The 16,738-nt window shown below is 40.8% G+C and carries 13 protein-coding genes; 9 read left to right on the top strand and 4 right to left on the bottom strand.

Annotated features, from left to right (window positions below; all coding sequences use genetic code 11):
• The 5 genes from AC1F2U_RS16675 (at nucleotide 1) to AC1F2U_RS16695 (ending at nucleotide 4,522) form a co-directional block, all read left to right on the top strand.
• Nucleotides 1-1,032 (top strand): sucrase ferredoxin, encoded by a 1,032-nt coding sequence (locus AC1F2U_RS16675; protein ID WP_480262101.1) that lies wholly within the window; start codon nucleotides 1-3, stop codon nucleotides 1,030-1,032.
• A gap of 25 nt (nucleotides 1,033-1,057) precedes the next feature.
• Nucleotides 1,058-2,434 carry an MATE family efflux transporter gene (locus tag AC1F2U_RS16680; RefSeq protein WP_480262102.1) on the top strand — a complete coding sequence of 459 codons (1,377 nt, stop codon included), beginning with the start codon at nucleotides 1,058-1,060 and terminating at the stop codon, nucleotides 2,432-2,434.
• Nucleotides 2,435-2,608: 174 nt separating this feature from the next.
• Nucleotides 2,609-2,836 carry an MbtH family protein gene (locus AC1F2U_RS16685; RefSeq protein WP_322688497.1) on the top strand — a complete coding sequence of 76 codons (228 nt, stop codon included), beginning with the start codon at nucleotides 2,609-2,611 and terminating at the stop codon, nucleotides 2,834-2,836.
• Between the two features lie 127 nt (nucleotides 2,837-2,963).
• On the top strand, nucleotides 2,964-3,848 hold the full coding sequence (locus AC1F2U_RS16690; RefSeq protein ID WP_480262103.1) for an oxidoreductase: 885 nt from the start codon (nucleotides 2,964-2,966) through the stop codon (nucleotides 3,846-3,848).
• Nucleotides 3,849-4,327: 479 nt separating this feature from the next.
• Nucleotides 4,328-4,522 carry a hypothetical protein gene (locus tag AC1F2U_RS16695; RefSeq protein WP_480262104.1) on the top strand — a complete coding sequence of 65 codons (195 nt, stop codon included), beginning with the start codon at nucleotides 4,328-4,330 and terminating at the stop codon, nucleotides 4,520-4,522.
• A gap of 61 nt (nucleotides 4,523-4,583) precedes the next feature.
• On the opposite strand, the gene AC1F2U_RS16700 is transcribed toward AC1F2U_RS16695, so the two are convergent.
• The 3 genes from AC1F2U_RS16700 to AC1F2U_RS16710 all read right to left on the bottom strand — a co-directional run bounded on the left by AC1F2U_RS16700 (nucleotide 4,584) and on the right by AC1F2U_RS16710 (nucleotide 7,701).
• On the bottom strand, nucleotides 4,584-6,230 hold the full coding sequence (locus tag AC1F2U_RS16700) for an ABC1 kinase family protein (RefSeq protein ID WP_480262105.1): 1,647 nt from the start codon (nucleotides 6,228-6,230) through the stop codon (nucleotides 4,584-4,586).
• Between the two features lie 31 nt (nucleotides 6,231-6,261).
• Nucleotides 6,262-6,558 carry a membrane protein insertion efficiency factor YidD gene (gene yidD / locus AC1F2U_RS16705; protein ID WP_480262106.1) on the bottom strand — a complete coding sequence of 99 codons (297 nt, stop codon included), beginning with the start codon at nucleotides 6,556-6,558 and terminating at the stop codon, nucleotides 6,262-6,264.
• A 78-nt stretch (nucleotides 6,559-6,636) separates the two neighbouring features.
• Nucleotides 6,637-7,701: a mannose-1-phosphate guanylyltransferase gene (locus tag AC1F2U_RS16710; RefSeq protein WP_480262107.1), complete on the bottom strand. Its 1,065-nt coding sequence runs from the start codon at nucleotides 7,699-7,701 to the stop codon at nucleotides 6,637-6,639.
• A gap of 115 nt (nucleotides 7,702-7,816) precedes the next feature.
• Here AC1F2U_RS16710 and AC1F2U_RS16715 point away from each other — a divergent pair, with 115 nt between their 5' ends.
• The gene (locus AC1F2U_RS16715) at nucleotides 7,817-9,337 is read left to right on the top strand and encodes an LCP family protein (RefSeq protein WP_480262108.1); all 1,521 of its coding nucleotides are present in this window, start codon (nucleotides 7,817-7,819) and stop codon (nucleotides 9,335-9,337) included.
• Nucleotides 9,338-9,470: 133 nt separating this feature from the next.
• The gene (locus AC1F2U_RS16720) at nucleotides 9,471-9,977 is read left to right on the top strand and encodes a pentapeptide repeat-containing protein (RefSeq protein WP_099100594.1); all 507 of its coding nucleotides are present in this window, start codon (nucleotides 9,471-9,473) and stop codon (nucleotides 9,975-9,977) included.
• 382 nt (nucleotides 9,978-10,359) lie between these two features.
• Here AC1F2U_RS16720 and AC1F2U_RS16725 read toward each other — a convergent pair whose 3' ends face one another.
• Nucleotides 10,360-13,377, bottom strand: a complete 3,018-nt coding sequence (locus AC1F2U_RS16725; RefSeq protein ID WP_480262109.1) for a GAF domain-containing sensor histidine kinase — start codon at nucleotides 13,375-13,377, stop codon at nucleotides 10,360-10,362.
• Nucleotides 13,378-14,138: 761 nt separating this feature from the next.
• Here AC1F2U_RS16725 and murJ point away from each other — a divergent pair.
• Nucleotides 14,139-15,743, top strand: coding sequence for a murein biosynthesis integral membrane protein MurJ (gene murJ / locus AC1F2U_RS16730; RefSeq protein ID WP_480262110.1), 1,605 nt, complete (start codon nucleotides 14,139-14,141; stop codon nucleotides 15,741-15,743).
• A gap of 286 nt (nucleotides 15,744-16,029) precedes the next feature.
• Nucleotides 16,030-16,542 carry an outer membrane beta-barrel protein gene (locus AC1F2U_RS16735; RefSeq protein WP_480262111.1) on the top strand — a complete coding sequence of 171 codons (513 nt, stop codon included), beginning with the start codon at nucleotides 16,030-16,032 and terminating at the stop codon, nucleotides 16,540-16,542.
• Nucleotides 16,543-16,738 lie beyond the last annotated feature (196 nt).

A 16,738-nucleotide genomic window follows, 5' to 3' on the forward strand; every position in this document is an offset into this window, starting at 1 on the left:
ATGCCAACTCAACATACTCACCAACTTCTCACAAGTGACTGTCGTTTTTGCTCCTTGGTTTCTCAAGCTAATGGAGAAGATCCAATTGGGACAGCAGGTACTTGTGAGCATTGGTTGATTATGGAAGTTCCACAACCTTGGCCGCAAGAAATATTTCAAGAAAATCCAACTATTAAGTCATTGGTGGGTTTATTTGAAGAGTTAATTTTTAAGCATGGAGTCAAGTTGAAACCAATGCTAATTGCTCCTGATAGCGAGTATTCTCATCCTGGCTTTACCCGCGTGTTCTACTACTACCGTCCTGCAAAGCTTTTTTCTCAGTTTGAGAAACAAGAATTTGTTGTTCCAGAAAGCAAAGCGGCTGCTTTGGTGACAGCAATATTCAAGCAGTTAATGCAACAACCCAATAATTTATCAGAATTTCAACAATATATACAACAAACAAGTCACATTCGTGAACTCATGGTTTGCACCCATGCTCAAGTTGACCTTGCTTGTGGCAGATTTGGGACTCCTATCTATCGACGATTACGTAAAGAATATGCTCCTGCTTCTAATGGAAAGTTAAGAGTTTGGCAAACAACTCACTTTGGTGGTCATCAGTTTGCTCCTACCTTAGTTGATTTACCCCAAGGCTGCTTATGGGGGCACTTACAGCCAGATGTATTGGATTTATTGGTACAACGAAAGGGTTCAGTTTCTGGTTTGCGTCAATACTACCGAGGATGGACTGGTTTGAGCGAATTTGAGCAAAGTGTTGAACGCGAAATTTGGATGGAGTCTGGTTGGAACTGGTTAAATTACTTGAAAGCAGGTAAAGTTCTGGCGATAGAAGAAGTAGCTGAAGGACAGAATGCTGACTGGGCAGAAGTTCGTATTGATTTTGTAGTTCCAGATGGTAGTACATCAGGTGCCTATGAAGCCAGAGTAGAAGTCTGTGGTGAGGTCATGAGTGCATTTAACTCAGCAAAAGAGATGGAGTTAGAAGCAGTGAGGCAGTATCGCGTTAGCCGTTTGGTTAAGGTTGAGTAAACAGAAATCATCCAAAAACTAAAAAATGACTTCACAAAAACAATCCCAAATTACAAATGAAATTCTTCAAGGTAATCTTGTTAAGCTGATGTTTAAGTTATCAATTCCCAGTACTTTGGGGATATTGATGCTTAGTTTAAACACTTTTATTGATGCTTTATTTGCAGGGCGATTCATTGGTGAAACTGCTTTGGCGGGTATTTCACTTGCACTACCATTTACAAGTATTATCAATGGATTTGCTCTGTTAGTTGGGGTAGGTTCTGCTTCTGTTCTTAGTCGAGCTATAGGTGCTGGAGATATCAAAACTCAGTCAAAAATATTTAGTAACCTAATTGTGATGAGTGTTGCAATTTCATTTTTCATCACAATTTTTGGTTACAGCTTTGGTAAAGAATTAATTGTATTAATAGGAGGAAGCGGTGAAGTTGCTTCAGAAGGCACAAAATATTTTAAAATATATATACTAGGTTCTCTATTTTTGATAGTAGGAGAAGCTTGTAGCCGGGTGATAAAGTCAGAGGGAAAAATTAGGTTAACCACAATATTTGACTGGCTGTTTGTTATCGTTAATATTTTCTTAAATTATATATTTACTAGCGTATTTAATTGGGGAACTCAAGGTATTGCTTTGGCGACATTTATGGCAATGATTGTTTATAGCGTTGTCAACTTAGCCTATTTTATATCTGGTAAAAGTTCTATCCCAGTTAATTTAAAAAAATTTGCGATCGCTAGAGATTTGCTACGTGCAATATTCTCAGTAGGGATATCAGAATTATTTTATCCAGTGACATTGTTGATTCAAGATTTGGTGATTTTTAATTTGATTTCTTACTACGGAACAAATAGCGATATTGCTTTTTTTGGAGCAACAGCAAATGTATCTTTGTTGGTATTTATTCCTATCATTGGTTTTGCCCAAGCATTACAACCTATAATTGGTATGAATTATGGCGCACAAAATTATGGAAGGATAAAAAAAGCATATTTAACTTTTGCAATCATTGGAACTATTTTGTCAATGTTAATTTGGTTGCCTTTACAATTAATCCCAGGTAGATTTTTGGCTATAATTCTACCGGGAATTAATTTTACAAAAGATGACCTGCTAAATTTTATAATTCTCAGCATATCAATACCTATATGGCCTTTAGCACATTTTAGCAATACTCTTTTTCTATCTATAGGCAAAGGTAAAACTGTGTTAGCAGTAATTTTGTTAAAAAGTATAATTTTAACAATACCCATGATACTATTATTTTCAAAAATATCAGGTGTAAGAGGCATATATTATGGAATACTTTTTACAGATGTTTTATTTATGTTAATTGTATTATTATTAACAATTCTGGAATTTAAATCTTTAAGTTCACTTCAACTTGAAGCAAGTAAATCGTGAAATACAGGAATAGTCCACAAAAAAATATGTTTAATCAGTTGTTTATAAAGTCAATAATACTTAAATATATTACTAGTATAATCATGGAACTTCCCCGTAAAGCTTAATAAGATTAAGACCCTAAATTAGTACCAGATTACAAAGCATTTTTCATTAAATATCACGAGGTTAATTATGTATCAAGACGATAAAGAAGACACGACAATTTATAAAGTTGTAGTGAATCACGAAGAACAGTATTCTATTTGGCCATCCGATCGCGAAAACCCTGTTGGTTGGAAAGATGTTGGAAAAAAAGGTTTGAAGCAAGAATGTTTGGATTACATCAAAGAAGTCTGGACTGACATGAGACCGCTTAGTCTCCGCAAGAAGATGCAGGAAACATCTGGCAACATCCAGTAAGCAAATGTGCGTTTCAATTGTGTATCTGGGTGGGTTTTGTATGCCCACTCTACAAGAGATATGCATTTTTATGCTGCAATTCAATTTCTTTTAGCTTAGTGACGCTTGTTATAAATGGAGAATTTCTATGGTATTATCCTCAGTTCAAGAGACAAGAGTATGGTTTATTACTGGTAGCTCAAAAGGCTTAGGTCGAGCATTAGCAGAAACAGTGCTTGAGCGGGGTGAGATTGTGGTGTTAACGGCACGAAATCCACAACAAATAGAAGATTTAGTAGTAAGCTTTCCGAATCGGACATTAGCTGTGCAACTTGATGTAACTAAACCCGAAGAAGTACGGGAAGCAGTTAAACAGGCAATTGCCAAGTTTGGACGTATTGATGTACTTGTTAATAATGCTGGATATGGAGTTTTAGGGGCAATAGAAGAAGTCAGCGATGAAGGAGTTCGCCGTCAGTTTGAAACAAACTTTTTTGGTGCCTTAGAAGTAATACGGACAGTATTACCTCATATGCGACAAGAACGCAGTGGACACATCCTTAATATTTCATCCGTGGGTGGGTTTGTGTCCTATGCTGGTACGGGAATTTATAATGGTACTAAATTTGCGCTAGAAGGAATTTCCGAAGCATTAGCTCAAGAAGTTACACCTCTCGGTATCAAAATCACAATAGTTGAACCTGGTGGATTTCGTACAAATTTTGTGACACGTTCTCTTGTCATAACTGATATCCAAATCAATGACTATGAAACAGTGATTGGTGAGATGCGTAAAGGTGCGCGAGATATCCTCGATATGAAATTGGAATTTAAGGAATCAGGCGATCCAAAGAAAGCAGCTCTAGCAATGATTCAAGCAGTTGATAGTGATAAACCGCCACTGAGATTGGTGCTAGGAGAAGATGCAATTTATGCGATTAATGCCAAGCTGGAGTCGGTCAAAGCAGAACTAGATGCTTGGAAGGAAGTATCTGTAAACACTGCGTTTGATGAGATTCTAGTAGCTAAATAGTGCTATTTTTTGCTGTTTGCTAAATACTACAGCAGAGTCACGTCGTTTTTCTAACAAGACGCTATGCGTAGCGTCTTGTTAAACGGCGTATCGGATCTCTCCCCAAGTTCCGAACTATGTTTAGTAATGATCGCTTAGGTAAATTATAGACTACGAGAAAATCTGAATTGGGTTTTTTGTACAAACCCTCGAAAAAGGAGATTAGGGATTTTATAACCCACATTCTGCATTTAAATAAGTAGTATAACGAAACTACATGAGCAGGAGATTCAAGCAGGAGAATTTGAACAATCAAGGAACCATAAAATAAATTATCAATTCCAAAATTCCAGTTTTTTTACACAATAAAAAAAGCCTGTTATCTAACAATATTTAATTTAAATTTCTCAATCAGTTATAGAAACACCAGACTAAGCAAGAGTGAATCAGACGGTCATGTCAGAATTGGTATTAAGTCGATGACCCAAGTCTTCTAACTGATGCTTTTTAACTTACAACCAGCTCGTATCAGAGGTAATTGGCGATCGCTTTGGGGCATCTTTGGCATTAATAGCGATCGCTTCCTTAAATCGATTTTATCCCAGTTCCTGGTAGCTAACCCAGTCCAGAAGCTTTGCCTGTTGGTTGTCTATTTGGCGATCGCTGTTCCTTCGTTGAAAATCCAAACGGCATAAGTCATTAAATTTTTAATTTTAGATTTTTCCTTCAATTCAAAGTCCAAAATTCAAAATGATTTTACCGTAAACGTCCCGATCGCAATGTACTAATAATTAACCACAAACCCAATAAACTAGCGACTGCAAACAGGGTGGTGCTTAAAAAAGATAGCTGAGTTGTCTGCGCTCTGGTAGAAATAATTGCCGCACCCATAATCAGCGAACCCACTAAAATACTAAAAGATAGTCGGTTAGCGGCATCGTCCATAGTGCGCCGCACGCCATCTAACCCCCGCAGCGATAGATTCCACTGTAAGGTTTCTGAGGTAACTCGGTCTAATAATAGTTCGATTTGGCGGGGAGATTGGAGAGACAGACTTTTAATATCTAAGGCTGTCCGTAATAGCGATCGCACTGGATTATCGCCCAGTAATTGCCGACGAAACAAGTCTGTAATTAATGGTTTAACTTCATCAAAAAAATTAAGCTCTGGATTGAATGTCCGCGCTACCCCTTCTAAATTTGCTAGGGTTTTGGCATACAAACCCATATTACTGGGCAACCTAATTTTATTGTTGCGGGCAACTTGTAAAACTTCATAAATTATCTGACTGAAGTTTATTTGCGTGAGGCTGACATTGTGATACTTTCGCAACATGCGATCGTAATCATTTTCTAACCGCGACAAAATCACTGGTTGAGCAGAATCTGATAGCTGTAAAGTTAACTGAGCGCACCTTTGAGCATCTAAATCAACGATCGCTAACAACATCTCTGTTAATATCTGCTGTGTCCGGGGATCGAGTCTTCCCACCATGCCACAATCTAAAAGAGCGACACGCCCATCTTTGAGATAAAACAAGTTTCCTGGATGGGGATCGGCGTGGAAAAAGCCATCAATATATAGTTGCTGGAAAAATACCCGAAATAACAAAGTAGTTATTTCTTTACGCTTTTCGGCAGAGTCTTTAACGTTGGGGTCATTATCCAAATCCGCCGCCAGGAACGGCACTCCATCAAGCCATTCCATTACCAGTAATTTTGCTGTGGTCAATTCCCAGTTAATTTCCGCAACCACTATTTGTGTGGGATCGTACCAGCGACTTTTAGATAAATTGCGCCGCAGTTGGTCTGTAAAACCCGCTTCGCGTGTAAAATCCAATTCAGCTTCTAAGGCTTTGGTAAATTCTTCGGCGATGGATTTGATTTCGTAGGTTTGCCCAAAATCAGTTCGCGCCACTAAATCGGCAATACCTTGAATTAAAGCAATATCTTGAGCAATAGTCAGATCGATTCCCGGACGTTGCACTTTGAGAGCGACTTCTCGACCGTCTGCTAGTGTAGCTCGATGTGTCTGGGCAATCGATCCTGCTGCTACGGGGATCGGGTTAACTGTGCTGAAGGTTTCTGCTAATGGACGTTTTAATTCTTTGCGGAGGATTATTTCTATCTCTGACCAAGGAACTGGCGGTACTTCATCTTGTAGAGTTGACAATTCCTCAATATAGGAGGCACTCAGTAAGTCGGGGCGGGTAGACATTAACTGGCCGAGTTTGACGTAAACTGGCCCCAAGTCTACCAGAATATTTTTTAAAACCGCAGGTGTCGGCAGCTGGGGTTCATCAGCTTTGCCACCAGTAAGTAACCTTCGCATATAGTCCCAGCCATTGCGAAGGAAGACTTCCAGGATTTCTCGTTGACGGGGAACAGTTTGGGTGAGGAACATTTTTGTAAAAAACTGCAAGGATGCAGAGGAGTTAAAGAGGTAGACAGCAGGGGATGACAATACAACCGAAATCAGCTCTAGTTTTGGTGCTTGTTAAAGTTTTGCTAGCTGCCGCACAGTCTTGAAATCTTTTTATGGATGATTGTACGGCTTGGTGGAGCTTCTGTTCGTTCAGTATTCGTTTGACATAACTAGAGCAGGAATCCCCGCCGTGTAATAAGCGATGGGAACAAGAAAATCCTTTAGACGGAGAAATGTATTTTTGATAGGCAGTAATAGAATCGATTGCCATTGTCTTGGCCAGAGGCTCAAAGCTAATAATGTCCATAACTGTCAGATAAAATAACAGACTGTCAAGTTATAATGGGAAAATAGACTTTTTCGCCTCTGCCAAGGGTTCTAACTTTTATAGCAGGTCAGTAAATCGGGAATCGCTTTGGAGAATTTTAAGGATCTGCTTGATTTCCTGGGTACGTTCTTTTTTGACAACGAGGGTGACATTGCGATCGCGCACAATCACCACATCCTCTAAACCAATAGTAACAACTACATCTTCTGGATTTGAGGCGTAAATAATCGCCCCTTGCGTATCTAAACCTACGTGCGTAGCGAGTTCCACATTGGGAGTCTCTTCCGTTTTCAGTAAGCGTTCGATCGCATTCCAATCTCCTAAATCATCCCAACCAAAATCAACTGGCAAAACGTATGCTAGAGTTGTCTTTTCCATTAACGCATAGTCTATACTCTTCTTAGGCAACTGGGGATAGATATCAGGACCATGTTGTTCTAAAGGTTCGATAATTTCTGGAGCATGGGTATGTAGTTCCTTGAGAACAACCCCTGCCCGAAAAACGAACATTCCACTATTCCAGCTAAAACGTCCCGTAGATAAAAAAGTCTCTGCCGTTTCTCGGTCGGGCTTTTCAGTAAAGCGGTTCACGTGATAAGCTGGCAACTCATTAAAGCTACCTATTTTTTCACCTTGTTCAATGTAGCCGTAACCAGTTGATGGAAAAGTAGGCTTGATCCCCAGTGTAACGATCGCTGCTGTGCTTGTTGCCAGTTGCGTAGCTGCATTTAATGTGTGTGCAAACGCCTCTTGGTCAGCAATCCAGTGGTCAGCAGGGAAAAAGCCAATCACAGCGTCTTCACCATAGCGCTGTTTGATTTCTAAACTTGTCCAAGCAACGGCAGCGGCAGTGTCTCTGCCTTCCGACTCAATCAGCAAGTTTTCAACTGGTAGATCGGGTAGTTGTTGTCTTACGCCTTCAGCTATCTGACTAGAAGTGATGACCCATAGGGAATCCCACCCGCGACCGAGTTCAATCAATCGATCGGCGGTTGCTTGTAATAGACTTCTAGAGCTACCATCAAGACTTAAAAATTGCTTGGGTCGGTCTTTGCGGCTTAGGGGCCAAAAACGTTCACCTTTACCACCAGCTAGGATTACGGGGAACAATAAAGTATTCATGTTGTCATACACGCCTACCGAAGAACATTACAAGTTTACAGTGAGCTTTTCCACTGGCAATATTTGTAGCTTGGATTAACATACTTTTAGGGAGTGGTTGAGTGGGGAGATAATTGTGATAAAACAAGTCGAATGGTCGGAAAATCCGGTTACGTCTCAGCAAGTAGTAGAGTTTGAAAGTGACGTGCGATCGTCGCAAATTCAACGGACAGAAAATCAAGTAACGCCAGTACCAGTAGCCGACTCAGAGGAAGAGCAGGTCGAACTAAACCAGCCAGCGAATCCGAGCCGTAGCGTCATCGAATCTGTGGGCGCGTTTCCCAATCAGCTTTCTGAGAGACTGGGCTTAACCATGCCTCGATGGCTGTTATGGTTTATGACGGTTGTCATTGGCATCATCTTATCTGGGCTGCTGGTGTCAACGTTAGCGCTGTGGACTCCTTTATGGAGCAATCTAGATCGAACAGATGACGATTTAGGAACTGCTGCTAAAGACGAAGTAAAAATCCCATTACCAGGGGAGTTATGGGGCAAACTCTCCCAGTACAAGCTTTCACGTCCGATGAATATTTTAATCATGGGGATTGAACCAGTCAGCGGTACCGTTGATGGTTCACCAGAAAGCTTTGCAGGGAAAAGCGACTCCATGCTGCTGGTACGACTTAACCCTAGTGAAAAATCTGTAAGGGTGCTTTCCATTCCCAGAGATACAATGATCGCCATCCCCGAAAAGGGAGAAAAGGGATTAACTAAGGTATCTGATGCCAATGCCAAAGGCGGCCCAGTCTTGGCTGCACGGGTAGTTAGCCGTACCTTAAATAATGCCCCAATCGATCGTTACATCCGCATTTCTACCAGCGGCTTACGGCAGTTAGTCGATCAATTAGGCGGTGTAGAAGTCTTTGTTCCCCAATCAATGGAATATAAGGACTCTAGCAGTCGGCTGTCGATTAATCTAGTCAGTGGCTGGCAAACCCTTAATGGCGAACAAGCAGAACAGTTTGTTCGATTCCGCGAACCAGGTTTGGGAGATTTGCCCAGAGTGCAGCGTCAGCAAGCACTAACAGCAGCCCTGCTGCAACGCTTAAATAGTCCCACCATCTTACCCAGGTTGCCTCAATTAACTCGCCTAATGCGAAAATATTTTGATACCAACCTGAAGATGGAAGAAATGATGGCGTTGGTTAATTTCGGACTTAACCTAGACCGGGATAATTTCCAAATGACTGTGTTGCCTGGTACCTTTAGCCGCTTTAGCAAAGACCCTGATAGCTATTGGCTAAATATGACTGGACAACAGAGCCTGTTGAATGATTATGTTGGGGTAAATGTACCTGGTTTAAAACCAGATATGCGTCAGGTTCCTAACCTCAAAATTGCTATTCAAAATGCTTCAAATCAACCTCAGCTAACTGAAAAAGTTATTGCTTATCTCAAACAGAAAGGCTTTAATAATATTTACAAAGTACCTGATTGGCCGGATACCCAACGTCAAACTCAGATTATTGTCCAAAAAGGCAACCGACGAGTTGGGGTTGATTTGCAAAAAGTCTTAGGCTTGGGTCAAATCGAGGTGTCTGCCATTGGTGATTTAGAATCCGATCTGACAATCCGCATTGGGAAAGATTGGAAATAGCTAAGAGTCATTAGTCATTAGTCATTGGTCATTGGTTAAATGACAAAGCGCAAAATCTGAGCGGGGGTTTCCTCCGCTCAGAACTTTGTAAGATAGAACTAATGACAAAGGACTACTGAGAAATAATAAAGTTATGAAAAAGATTTTACTGCGCTTTTTGGGTTTGATTGTAATTTTGCTACTAGCCTTTGGGTGGATAATACTTAATCCCAAACCGGCTTTTGCTCAGATAAACACAATCAATTACAACAACATAAATTTAGAAAATCGTGACTTTTCTCATGCTGATTTGGCAGGGGTAACTTTTGTTGCAGCAGAAATGCGGGGGACAAATTTTCAAGGAGCGAATTTAACCAACGCAATTCTGACTAAAGGAGTTTTATTAAAGGCAAATTTGGAAGATGCGAACTTGAGCGGCGCTTTAGTCGATCGCGCCACTATGGATGGTGCTAACCTGAAAAATGCCATCTTTACTGAAGCAACTTTAACCCGCAGCCGTTTTTATGATGCTGATGTCACTGGTGCTGATTTTACCGATGCTTTAATTGACCGCTATCAAGTGTCGCTGCTGTGTGAAAGAGCCGATGGCGTAAATCCAGTTACGGGTATGTCAACGCGAGATAGTTTGGGTTGTAGGTAAAAAATCCCCGCGTTGAGCATAAAAACAGAGACATTTTTGCGAAAAAATGGAAAATACAAATTATTTATTAAACTATGTATTATTCGCTATCGATTTGATTTTAATTTCTGGGTTTGAAGAAAAACAAGAAATAGTTAAGACGATCAAAAATTTCCTCGTTTTAAATTAGTAGCTGTTTATACTAATTCTGCCATTTTCTCAACATCAACTCTGCGATCGCATCCCAAAAAATGATCCTAAACTCTAAAGAAAATAAATTATTATATTGATTCAGGTGTTGATGTATTAGTCTGTTATGATGCCTTCGGGGAACGGAGGAAACCTCTACTTATCCTGGCTCCCCTATTTAAAATTGACTGAAATTGTCAAAAATCAATAGCCTCTAATTATCAATGGGAATTTCAATTAAAAATTCTGTTCCTTCTCCTGATTTAGAAGAACATTTCATCTGACCATGATGTTTCTCAACTACTATTTGATGGCTAATAGACAATCCTAACCCCGTACCTTTACCTGGTGCTTTGGTAGTGAAGAAGGGATCGAATATATGCGATCGCACCTCTTCTGGAATCCCAAGACCATTATCAGCTATTCTTATTACAACCTGGTTATTAATAACTTGCGTATTAATCCAGATAGTCAAAGGTATTCTCGGACACGTTTGTAATAATTTTAAATACCTTTGCTGTATAGTGTTAAACTTTTCCTCTAATGCATCAATACTGTTACTCAAAAGATTCATAAACACTTGGTTTAATTGTGCGGGATAGCATTCGAGCAAAGGTAAACTATCATATTGTTTAATAATCTCAATTGCTGGGCGATCGTTATTATTTTTGAGGCGATGCCCTAAAATTAACAAAGTACTATCCAACCCTTCATGAATATCTACTGGCTTCAATTCAGCCTCATCTGTACGAGAGAAGTTTCGCAGCGATAGCACAATATCACAAATCCGCTCTGTTCCTACTTTCATAGACTCAAGGGTTTTCGGTAAATCTTCGATGATAAAGTCCAAATCACTCTTGTCGATTTGCTCTTGGATAGTTGGCAATATTGAAGAGTGTTGACGGTAAAGGTTCACTACCTTGAGCAGTTCTTGAGTATATTCACTTAAATGGATAAGATTGCCAAAAATAAAACTGATAGGATTGTTGATTTCATGGGCAACTCCAGCAAGTAGTTGTCCTAATCCCGCCATTTTTTCGCCCTGAATTAACCTGGTCTGAGTTTGTTTTAATTCTTGCAGAGTCTGAGTAAGTTCTAAAGTTTGACGTTTAGTTTGTTCGAGTAATTCTGCTTGCTGAATCGCAATTCCTAATTGCACCCCAACTTGAGCCAGTAAATTAATTTCCTCTTCTTTCCAATAACGTGATTGCGAATTTTGATAAGCAATTAATAATCCCCATAATTTTTCACCTTCCCGAATCGGCACAAAGGTTTCGTTACGCGGAAGTTCGTTATCGTCGTCTGTATCCTCAAAAGTTTGTATAATCGTTGGTTGGGTTTGTGCAACTGGTTTCCAACCATCTTTAAAGGAATCTGCTACAAATTTACCGCTCCAATCCGGGTTGAAACGGTAGATTGCAATTCGCTCGACTTCGAGTAACTCTCGCACAGCGTGAGTAGTAGTTCTAAAAATAGTTTTAATATCGAGTGACTGGCGGATTTTATCAATAGTTGCAGCCAGTAGTTCTTGGCGTTCCATTGCTTTTTCGCGTTCAGTGGCTTCTGCTAACTGGACAACCTGCATTTGAACTTGCTTTAAATAAGAATCCTGTTTTAATGCAACTCCCAATTGCTCGGCTATTTGACTGGCAAATTCAATTTCAGAAGGTTGCCAGTAGCGAGGAGCAGTACATTGGTGAATACACAGCAATCCCCAAAGTTCACCTTTTTTTAATAGAGGTGCGACCATATTTGCTCGCACTTGAAATTTTTCTAGGATTTGGACGTAGCAACCGGGGAATTTTCCTTGATAAATATCAGCGATCGCATTTACTCGACCTTGGGCGTAAAGGGGTGCAAAGTTTTCCCCAAAGCAATAGTCATAAACTTTTTCTGCTATTACCGAGTTACACTCAGCTACAACATCCTCAGAAATAAATTCCCCTTCCCAATCTTTTTGCGGGTCAAAACGAAAGACTGCCACTCTGTCTGCTTGCAGCATTTGCCGGGCCTCGGTGACAGTAGTCTGGAAGATTGTATCTAAATCTAGAGACTCTCGAATTCGAGTAATTACACTAGTTAATGTCTTTTGTTGCTCTGCTTGGTACTGAGCGTATGCCAGCAACTTATGGTGTCGCACTGCTACACCAATTTGTGTGCCAATTTTGATCAGTGATTCGACTTCATAAGATTGCCACTCTCTGGGTGAGGCATTTTGATAGGCAGCGATGATTCCCCAAAGTTGATCTCCTTGGAGAATAGGGGCAGTAGCAAAGGCTTTTGCCTGAAATTGTTCCAACAGAGTTACATGACAGTTTGTTAATTCGGCTTGGTAAATATCATTAACTATAAAAGTCTGGTTGTTAACGTAACGCCCGCCTTGCGTTTGTTGTAAATAAGTATCAGCGATCGCAGGCAGAAGACCAACTAAAGGAGTCCAACCTTCCGCAAATGATTCAGCAACAAAGTTACCACTCCAATCGGGATTGAAGCTAAAGATGGCAACTCGGTCAGCTTGTAACAGCTTACGTATTTCTTGAGTTGTGGTTTTAAAGATAGTTTCAATGTCAAGGGGCGAGCGAATTTCATCGACAATTTTAGCTATTACTTGGTCGCGCTGAACTGCTTGAGCCAATTTTGCAGCTTGCAGTTTGACTTCATGAAGATGCTTTGCTTGTTGAATCGCAACAACAAGATGGTCAGCAATTTGACGAATAAACTCAATTTCCGATTCTTTCCATTCACGAGTCTCACTGCACTGATGAATGCAAAGCAATCCCCACAGTTCTTGCTTCCGCGATAGAGGGACAACGAGGTTGGCCTGTACCTGAAATTTACTCAAAATTTTCAGATGACAATCACTCAGTCCAGCTTTGTAAATATCTCCTACCGCTTGCACTTGACCTTGTTGATAACTAGAAGTAAATTGTTCTTCAAAACAGCGATCGTAAACTTTTACAGCCATTGCTGAGTCCCAACCAATTGCAACATCTTCGGAAACAAATTCTCCCTCACAGTTTTGTTCGCGGTCGAACTGGAAGACTGCTACTCGGTCGGCATTTAGCAACTGACGCACTTGTGTAACAGTCGTTTGAAAAATTTTTTCTAAGTCAAGAGATTCCCGAATACGGACAATTACACTCGCCAGAGCTTTTTGTTGCTCTAGTTGCTCTTGAAGTTGAGCGCTTGATAAAAGAAGTTGATTTTCTGTGAAATTTGAATTGGGTTCCATTGCTTTGGATTATCTAGTTTTTTATACAAGGGTTCCTCACACCAAAGTTCATGGGTTAAGAAGTGTCAACAATATGACAAACTGCAAAGTTTTACAGTCTTCAATTGGCCGCGTCCAGGATTCACCAATTTCAGATGGATAGCAACTTGTTGGGATAGGGACGAATGGGCGCTTTGGGACTGAGTACTGGGTACTAGGGAATAAAATATGAGTAAGATTTGTTTGGGATTCAAATCTCGCCCGATATCCAGTCTCTAGTCTCCAATCCCCAGTCCCTAGTTCAACTATTTCCCAGAAGATGGTTATTGTTATAGTTCCCCTTTCTCGATCTATCCTTGTAATTGGTTAAAAAATAATTTTGGCTGGTACACAACAGAGGAAATGACTAAGTACACAATTTGGTCAATTCGCCGTCAATTGAGGGTTTAATTTGAAACACACAGGAACGCAAAGTTTATTTGAGTATATTCACTACAAACTTAAGCAAGGCTGTCACTAAGTTATTGTTGTGCAGGCAAATCAGAAAATCGGTCTGATCCCTTTGAAATCGCGATTTAACTGACTTGTAATTCGCTGTATTATCGCAATCTCAGGAATTTAATTTTGAGCGTAGGCGTAGTCCGTCTTAGGCATCGCTTTGCCTTAGTTCTTAGCGTAGGCATTTAAAATTACTAATTTGTCAAAATTTACCTGACAGACTGTGGAATTTCAGGTTAAATGTTTAAAAGTATGCACTCTGCAAGAGTTGTCGGGTATTATTCGTGACACAACAAGATCAAAAACCCTCTCGTTCTTTCGCTGGAATTGCTGGCATTGTTGCCGCAGCCACATTAATTAGTAAAGTCTTCGGTTTAGTGCGGCAGCAAGCGATCGCTGCCGCATTTGGTGTTGGCGCTGCTGCTACCGCCTATAGTTATGCCTATATTATCCCTGGCTTTCTATTGATCTTACTTGGTGGTGTAAATGGGCCATTACACAGTGCGCTCGTCAGCGTTTTAGCCAAGCGTCGGCGAGAAGAAGCGGCTCCCTTAGTGGAAACCGTGACAACGCTGGTAGCTGGAGTGCTGTTGCTGGTGACAGTGGCTCAAGTTCTATTTGCGGATGCGATCGTTGATTTAGTCGGTCATGGTTTGGAAGAAACAACCAGAGCGATCGCTATTCAACAACTCCGCATTATGGCACCAATGGCTTTATTTGCCGGTTTAATTGGCATTGGCTTTGGTACTCTCAATACAGCCAATCAATATTGGTTACTCTCTATTAGCCCTTTATTATCAAGTATTACCGTTGTTGGCGGTCTTGCTATCTTAGCGATGCAACTGGGCAAGGACATTATTAAACCAGAATACGCTTTAATCGGGGGAATGGTTTTAGCTTGGGGAACCTTGGCAGGAGCGATTCTCCAATGGGTAGTGCAGTTAATTGTCCAGTGGCGATTAGGACTCGGCACATTACGCCTGCGGTTTGATTTTAAATCTCCAGGCGTTCAAGAAGTAATTAAAATCATGACTCCGGCAACAGTTTCCTCTGGAATGATGCCAATTAATGTTGCCACTGATCTTTATTTTGCTAGTCCTATTCCTGGTGCTGCGGCAGGATTTAACTATGCTAATCTATTAGTCCAAACTCCCTTGGGGATTATTTCTAATATCATTTTACTGCCTCTATTACCGATATTTGCCAAACTTGCTGGCCCCGAAAATTGGCAGGACTTAAAATTACGGATTCGCCAAGGACTCCTACTCACTGCTTTTACCATGCTACCGTTAGGAGCGTTGATGGTGTCGCTATCTGTACCCATTGTGCAGGTGGTATATGAGCGCGGTGCTTTCAAGCCAGAAGCCACACAGCTAGTTTCATCCTTACTAGTAGCTTATGGAATTGGGATGTTTGTCTATTTGGGACGTGATGTTTTGGTGCGGGTATTCTATGCTTTAGGCGATGGACAGACACCTTTTCGCATCAGTATTTTTAACATCTTGCTCAACATCTTATTAGATTGGTTTTTCGTTAAACCTTTTGGCGCTCCCGGTTTGGTATTAGCAACGGTGGGTGTAAATTGTAGCTCAATGTTAATGCTGTTATGGTTGCTCGATCGCAAACTCAATGGTTTACCTTGGCGCGAGTGGAGTTTGCCGATTCTGGGTTTGGCTGGTGGTAGCGTAGTTGCAGGGGTAGCAAGCTATGGGACTTTGGTTGGTTCTCAGCAATTGTTAGGTAAAACGGGTTTACTGATTCTGGTGTTGCAATTGTGTATATCTGGTTTCGTAGGGATTGTAGTGTTTGCAGCGATCGCTTCATGGTTGAAAATACCAGAGGTGAATATTTTTATCTCTCGTCTACGTCAGCGCTTTTTGAAGAAATAACTGTTATTTAAATAGAATTCAGGAGTCAGGAGTCAGAATTCAGCATGAACTTGGAGCCAGAGAAAGCAGATAGCGCAGCGTAAAAACAAGAGGGTGGTGGATCTGAATCTTCCACTTTCTTGTTCTAAATCCTGAATTCTTCAATTATTTCAGTTGTTACACCCAGGTGGGTGAGAAATAATTCAGCCACTTGGGTGAACCAGGTGTGTGAGGTTACATTTTGTAAAAAAAGAGATTCTAGTACTAGAGAACATTGATTTTACCTAACTCTAGTGAGAATAACTTTATGAAACTTACAAAATTAGCTGCCTCTGCACTTGCTGTTGCTTCCATTGTCCTCTCAGCCGGCATTGCATCTGCTCAAACAGCAGGTACTAACGGTAACTACATCGGTGCTGGTGTTGCTGTTGGTGCAACCAGTGGCGGACAAGGAAACGATGAAGCACAAATTGGTGGTAATATTCAAGGACGATACGCCGTACCCAATGCGCCTGTTTCACTGCGGGGTTCTGTACTGTATGGTGGTGATGCTGCTGCAATTATGCCCATAGTGACTTATGATGCGCCCATCGCCAAAAATACTAACGTTTACTTCGGTGGTGGTTATTCCTTTGTAACTGATGAAGGTCAAAAAACTCCATTGGGCAATCGGAATTCACCTGTAGTCACCCTTGGGATTGAATCAGAAGTTAGCAAAAATGTCATTGCCTACGGCGATACTAAATGGGGTATTGACGCCTACAGAAATAGTGATGCTGATGCTGTCAGCTTCCAAGCTGGATTAGGCTATCGCTTCTAGTAATTACTAGCTAGAAAACGGCCTATTCACAAGCTAAAGCAATGCTGTTTACCAGCTGTAATAGTAATTCATTAGACCTCTTGCAAAAGTCCCAAATACGTGGGACAAGTAGGTTAGAGTTGGGTAGCATTGATGACATACGAACAAGTAAAAATCTTAAAGCCAGAAGACTTTAAACGCTTGTGTGGTGTACGAC

The organism is Nostoc sp. LEGE 12454 (assembly GCF_056620565.1).

Bases quoted from the DNA above. Each gene is read 5' to 3' on its own strand.
- AC1F2U_RS16675 (WP_480262101.1), top strand. From the start codon at position 1: ATGCCAACTCAACATACTCACCAACTTCTCACAAGTGACTGTCGTTTT.
- AC1F2U_RS16680 (WP_480262102.1), top strand. From the start codon at position 1,058: ATGACTTCACAAAAACAATCCCAAATTACAAATGAAATTCTTCAAGGT.
- AC1F2U_RS16685 (WP_322688497.1), top strand. From the start codon at position 2,609: ATGTATCAAGACGATAAAGAAGACACGACAATTTATAAAGTTGTAGTG.
- AC1F2U_RS16690 (WP_480262103.1), top strand. From the start codon at position 2,964: ATGGTATTATCCTCAGTTCAAGAGACAAGAGTATGGTTTATTACTGGT.
- AC1F2U_RS16695 (WP_480262104.1), top strand. From the start codon at position 4,328: ATGCTTTTTAACTTACAACCAGCTCGTATCAGAGGTAATTGGCGATCG.
- AC1F2U_RS16700 (WP_480262105.1), bottom strand. From the start codon at position 6,230: ATGTTCCTCACCCAAACTGTTCCCCGTCAACGAGAAATCCTGGAAGTC.
- yidD (WP_480262106.1), bottom strand. From the start codon at position 6,558: ATGGACATTATTAGCTTTGAGCCTCTGGCCAAGACAATGGCAATCGAT.
- AC1F2U_RS16710 (WP_480262107.1), bottom strand. From the start codon at position 7,701: ATGAATACTTTATTGTTCCCCGTAATCCTAGCTGGTGGTAAAGGTGAA.
- AC1F2U_RS16720 (WP_099100594.1), top strand. From the start codon at position 9,471: ATGAAAAAGATTTTACTGCGCTTTTTGGGTTTGATTGTAATTTTGCTA.
- AC1F2U_RS16725 (WP_480262109.1), bottom strand. From the start codon at position 13,377: ATGGAACCCAATTCAAATTTCACAGAAAATCAACTTCTTTTATCAAGC.
- AC1F2U_RS16735 (WP_480262111.1), top strand. From the start codon at position 16,030: ATGAAACTTACAAAATTAGCTGCCTCTGCACTTGCTGTTGCTTCCATT.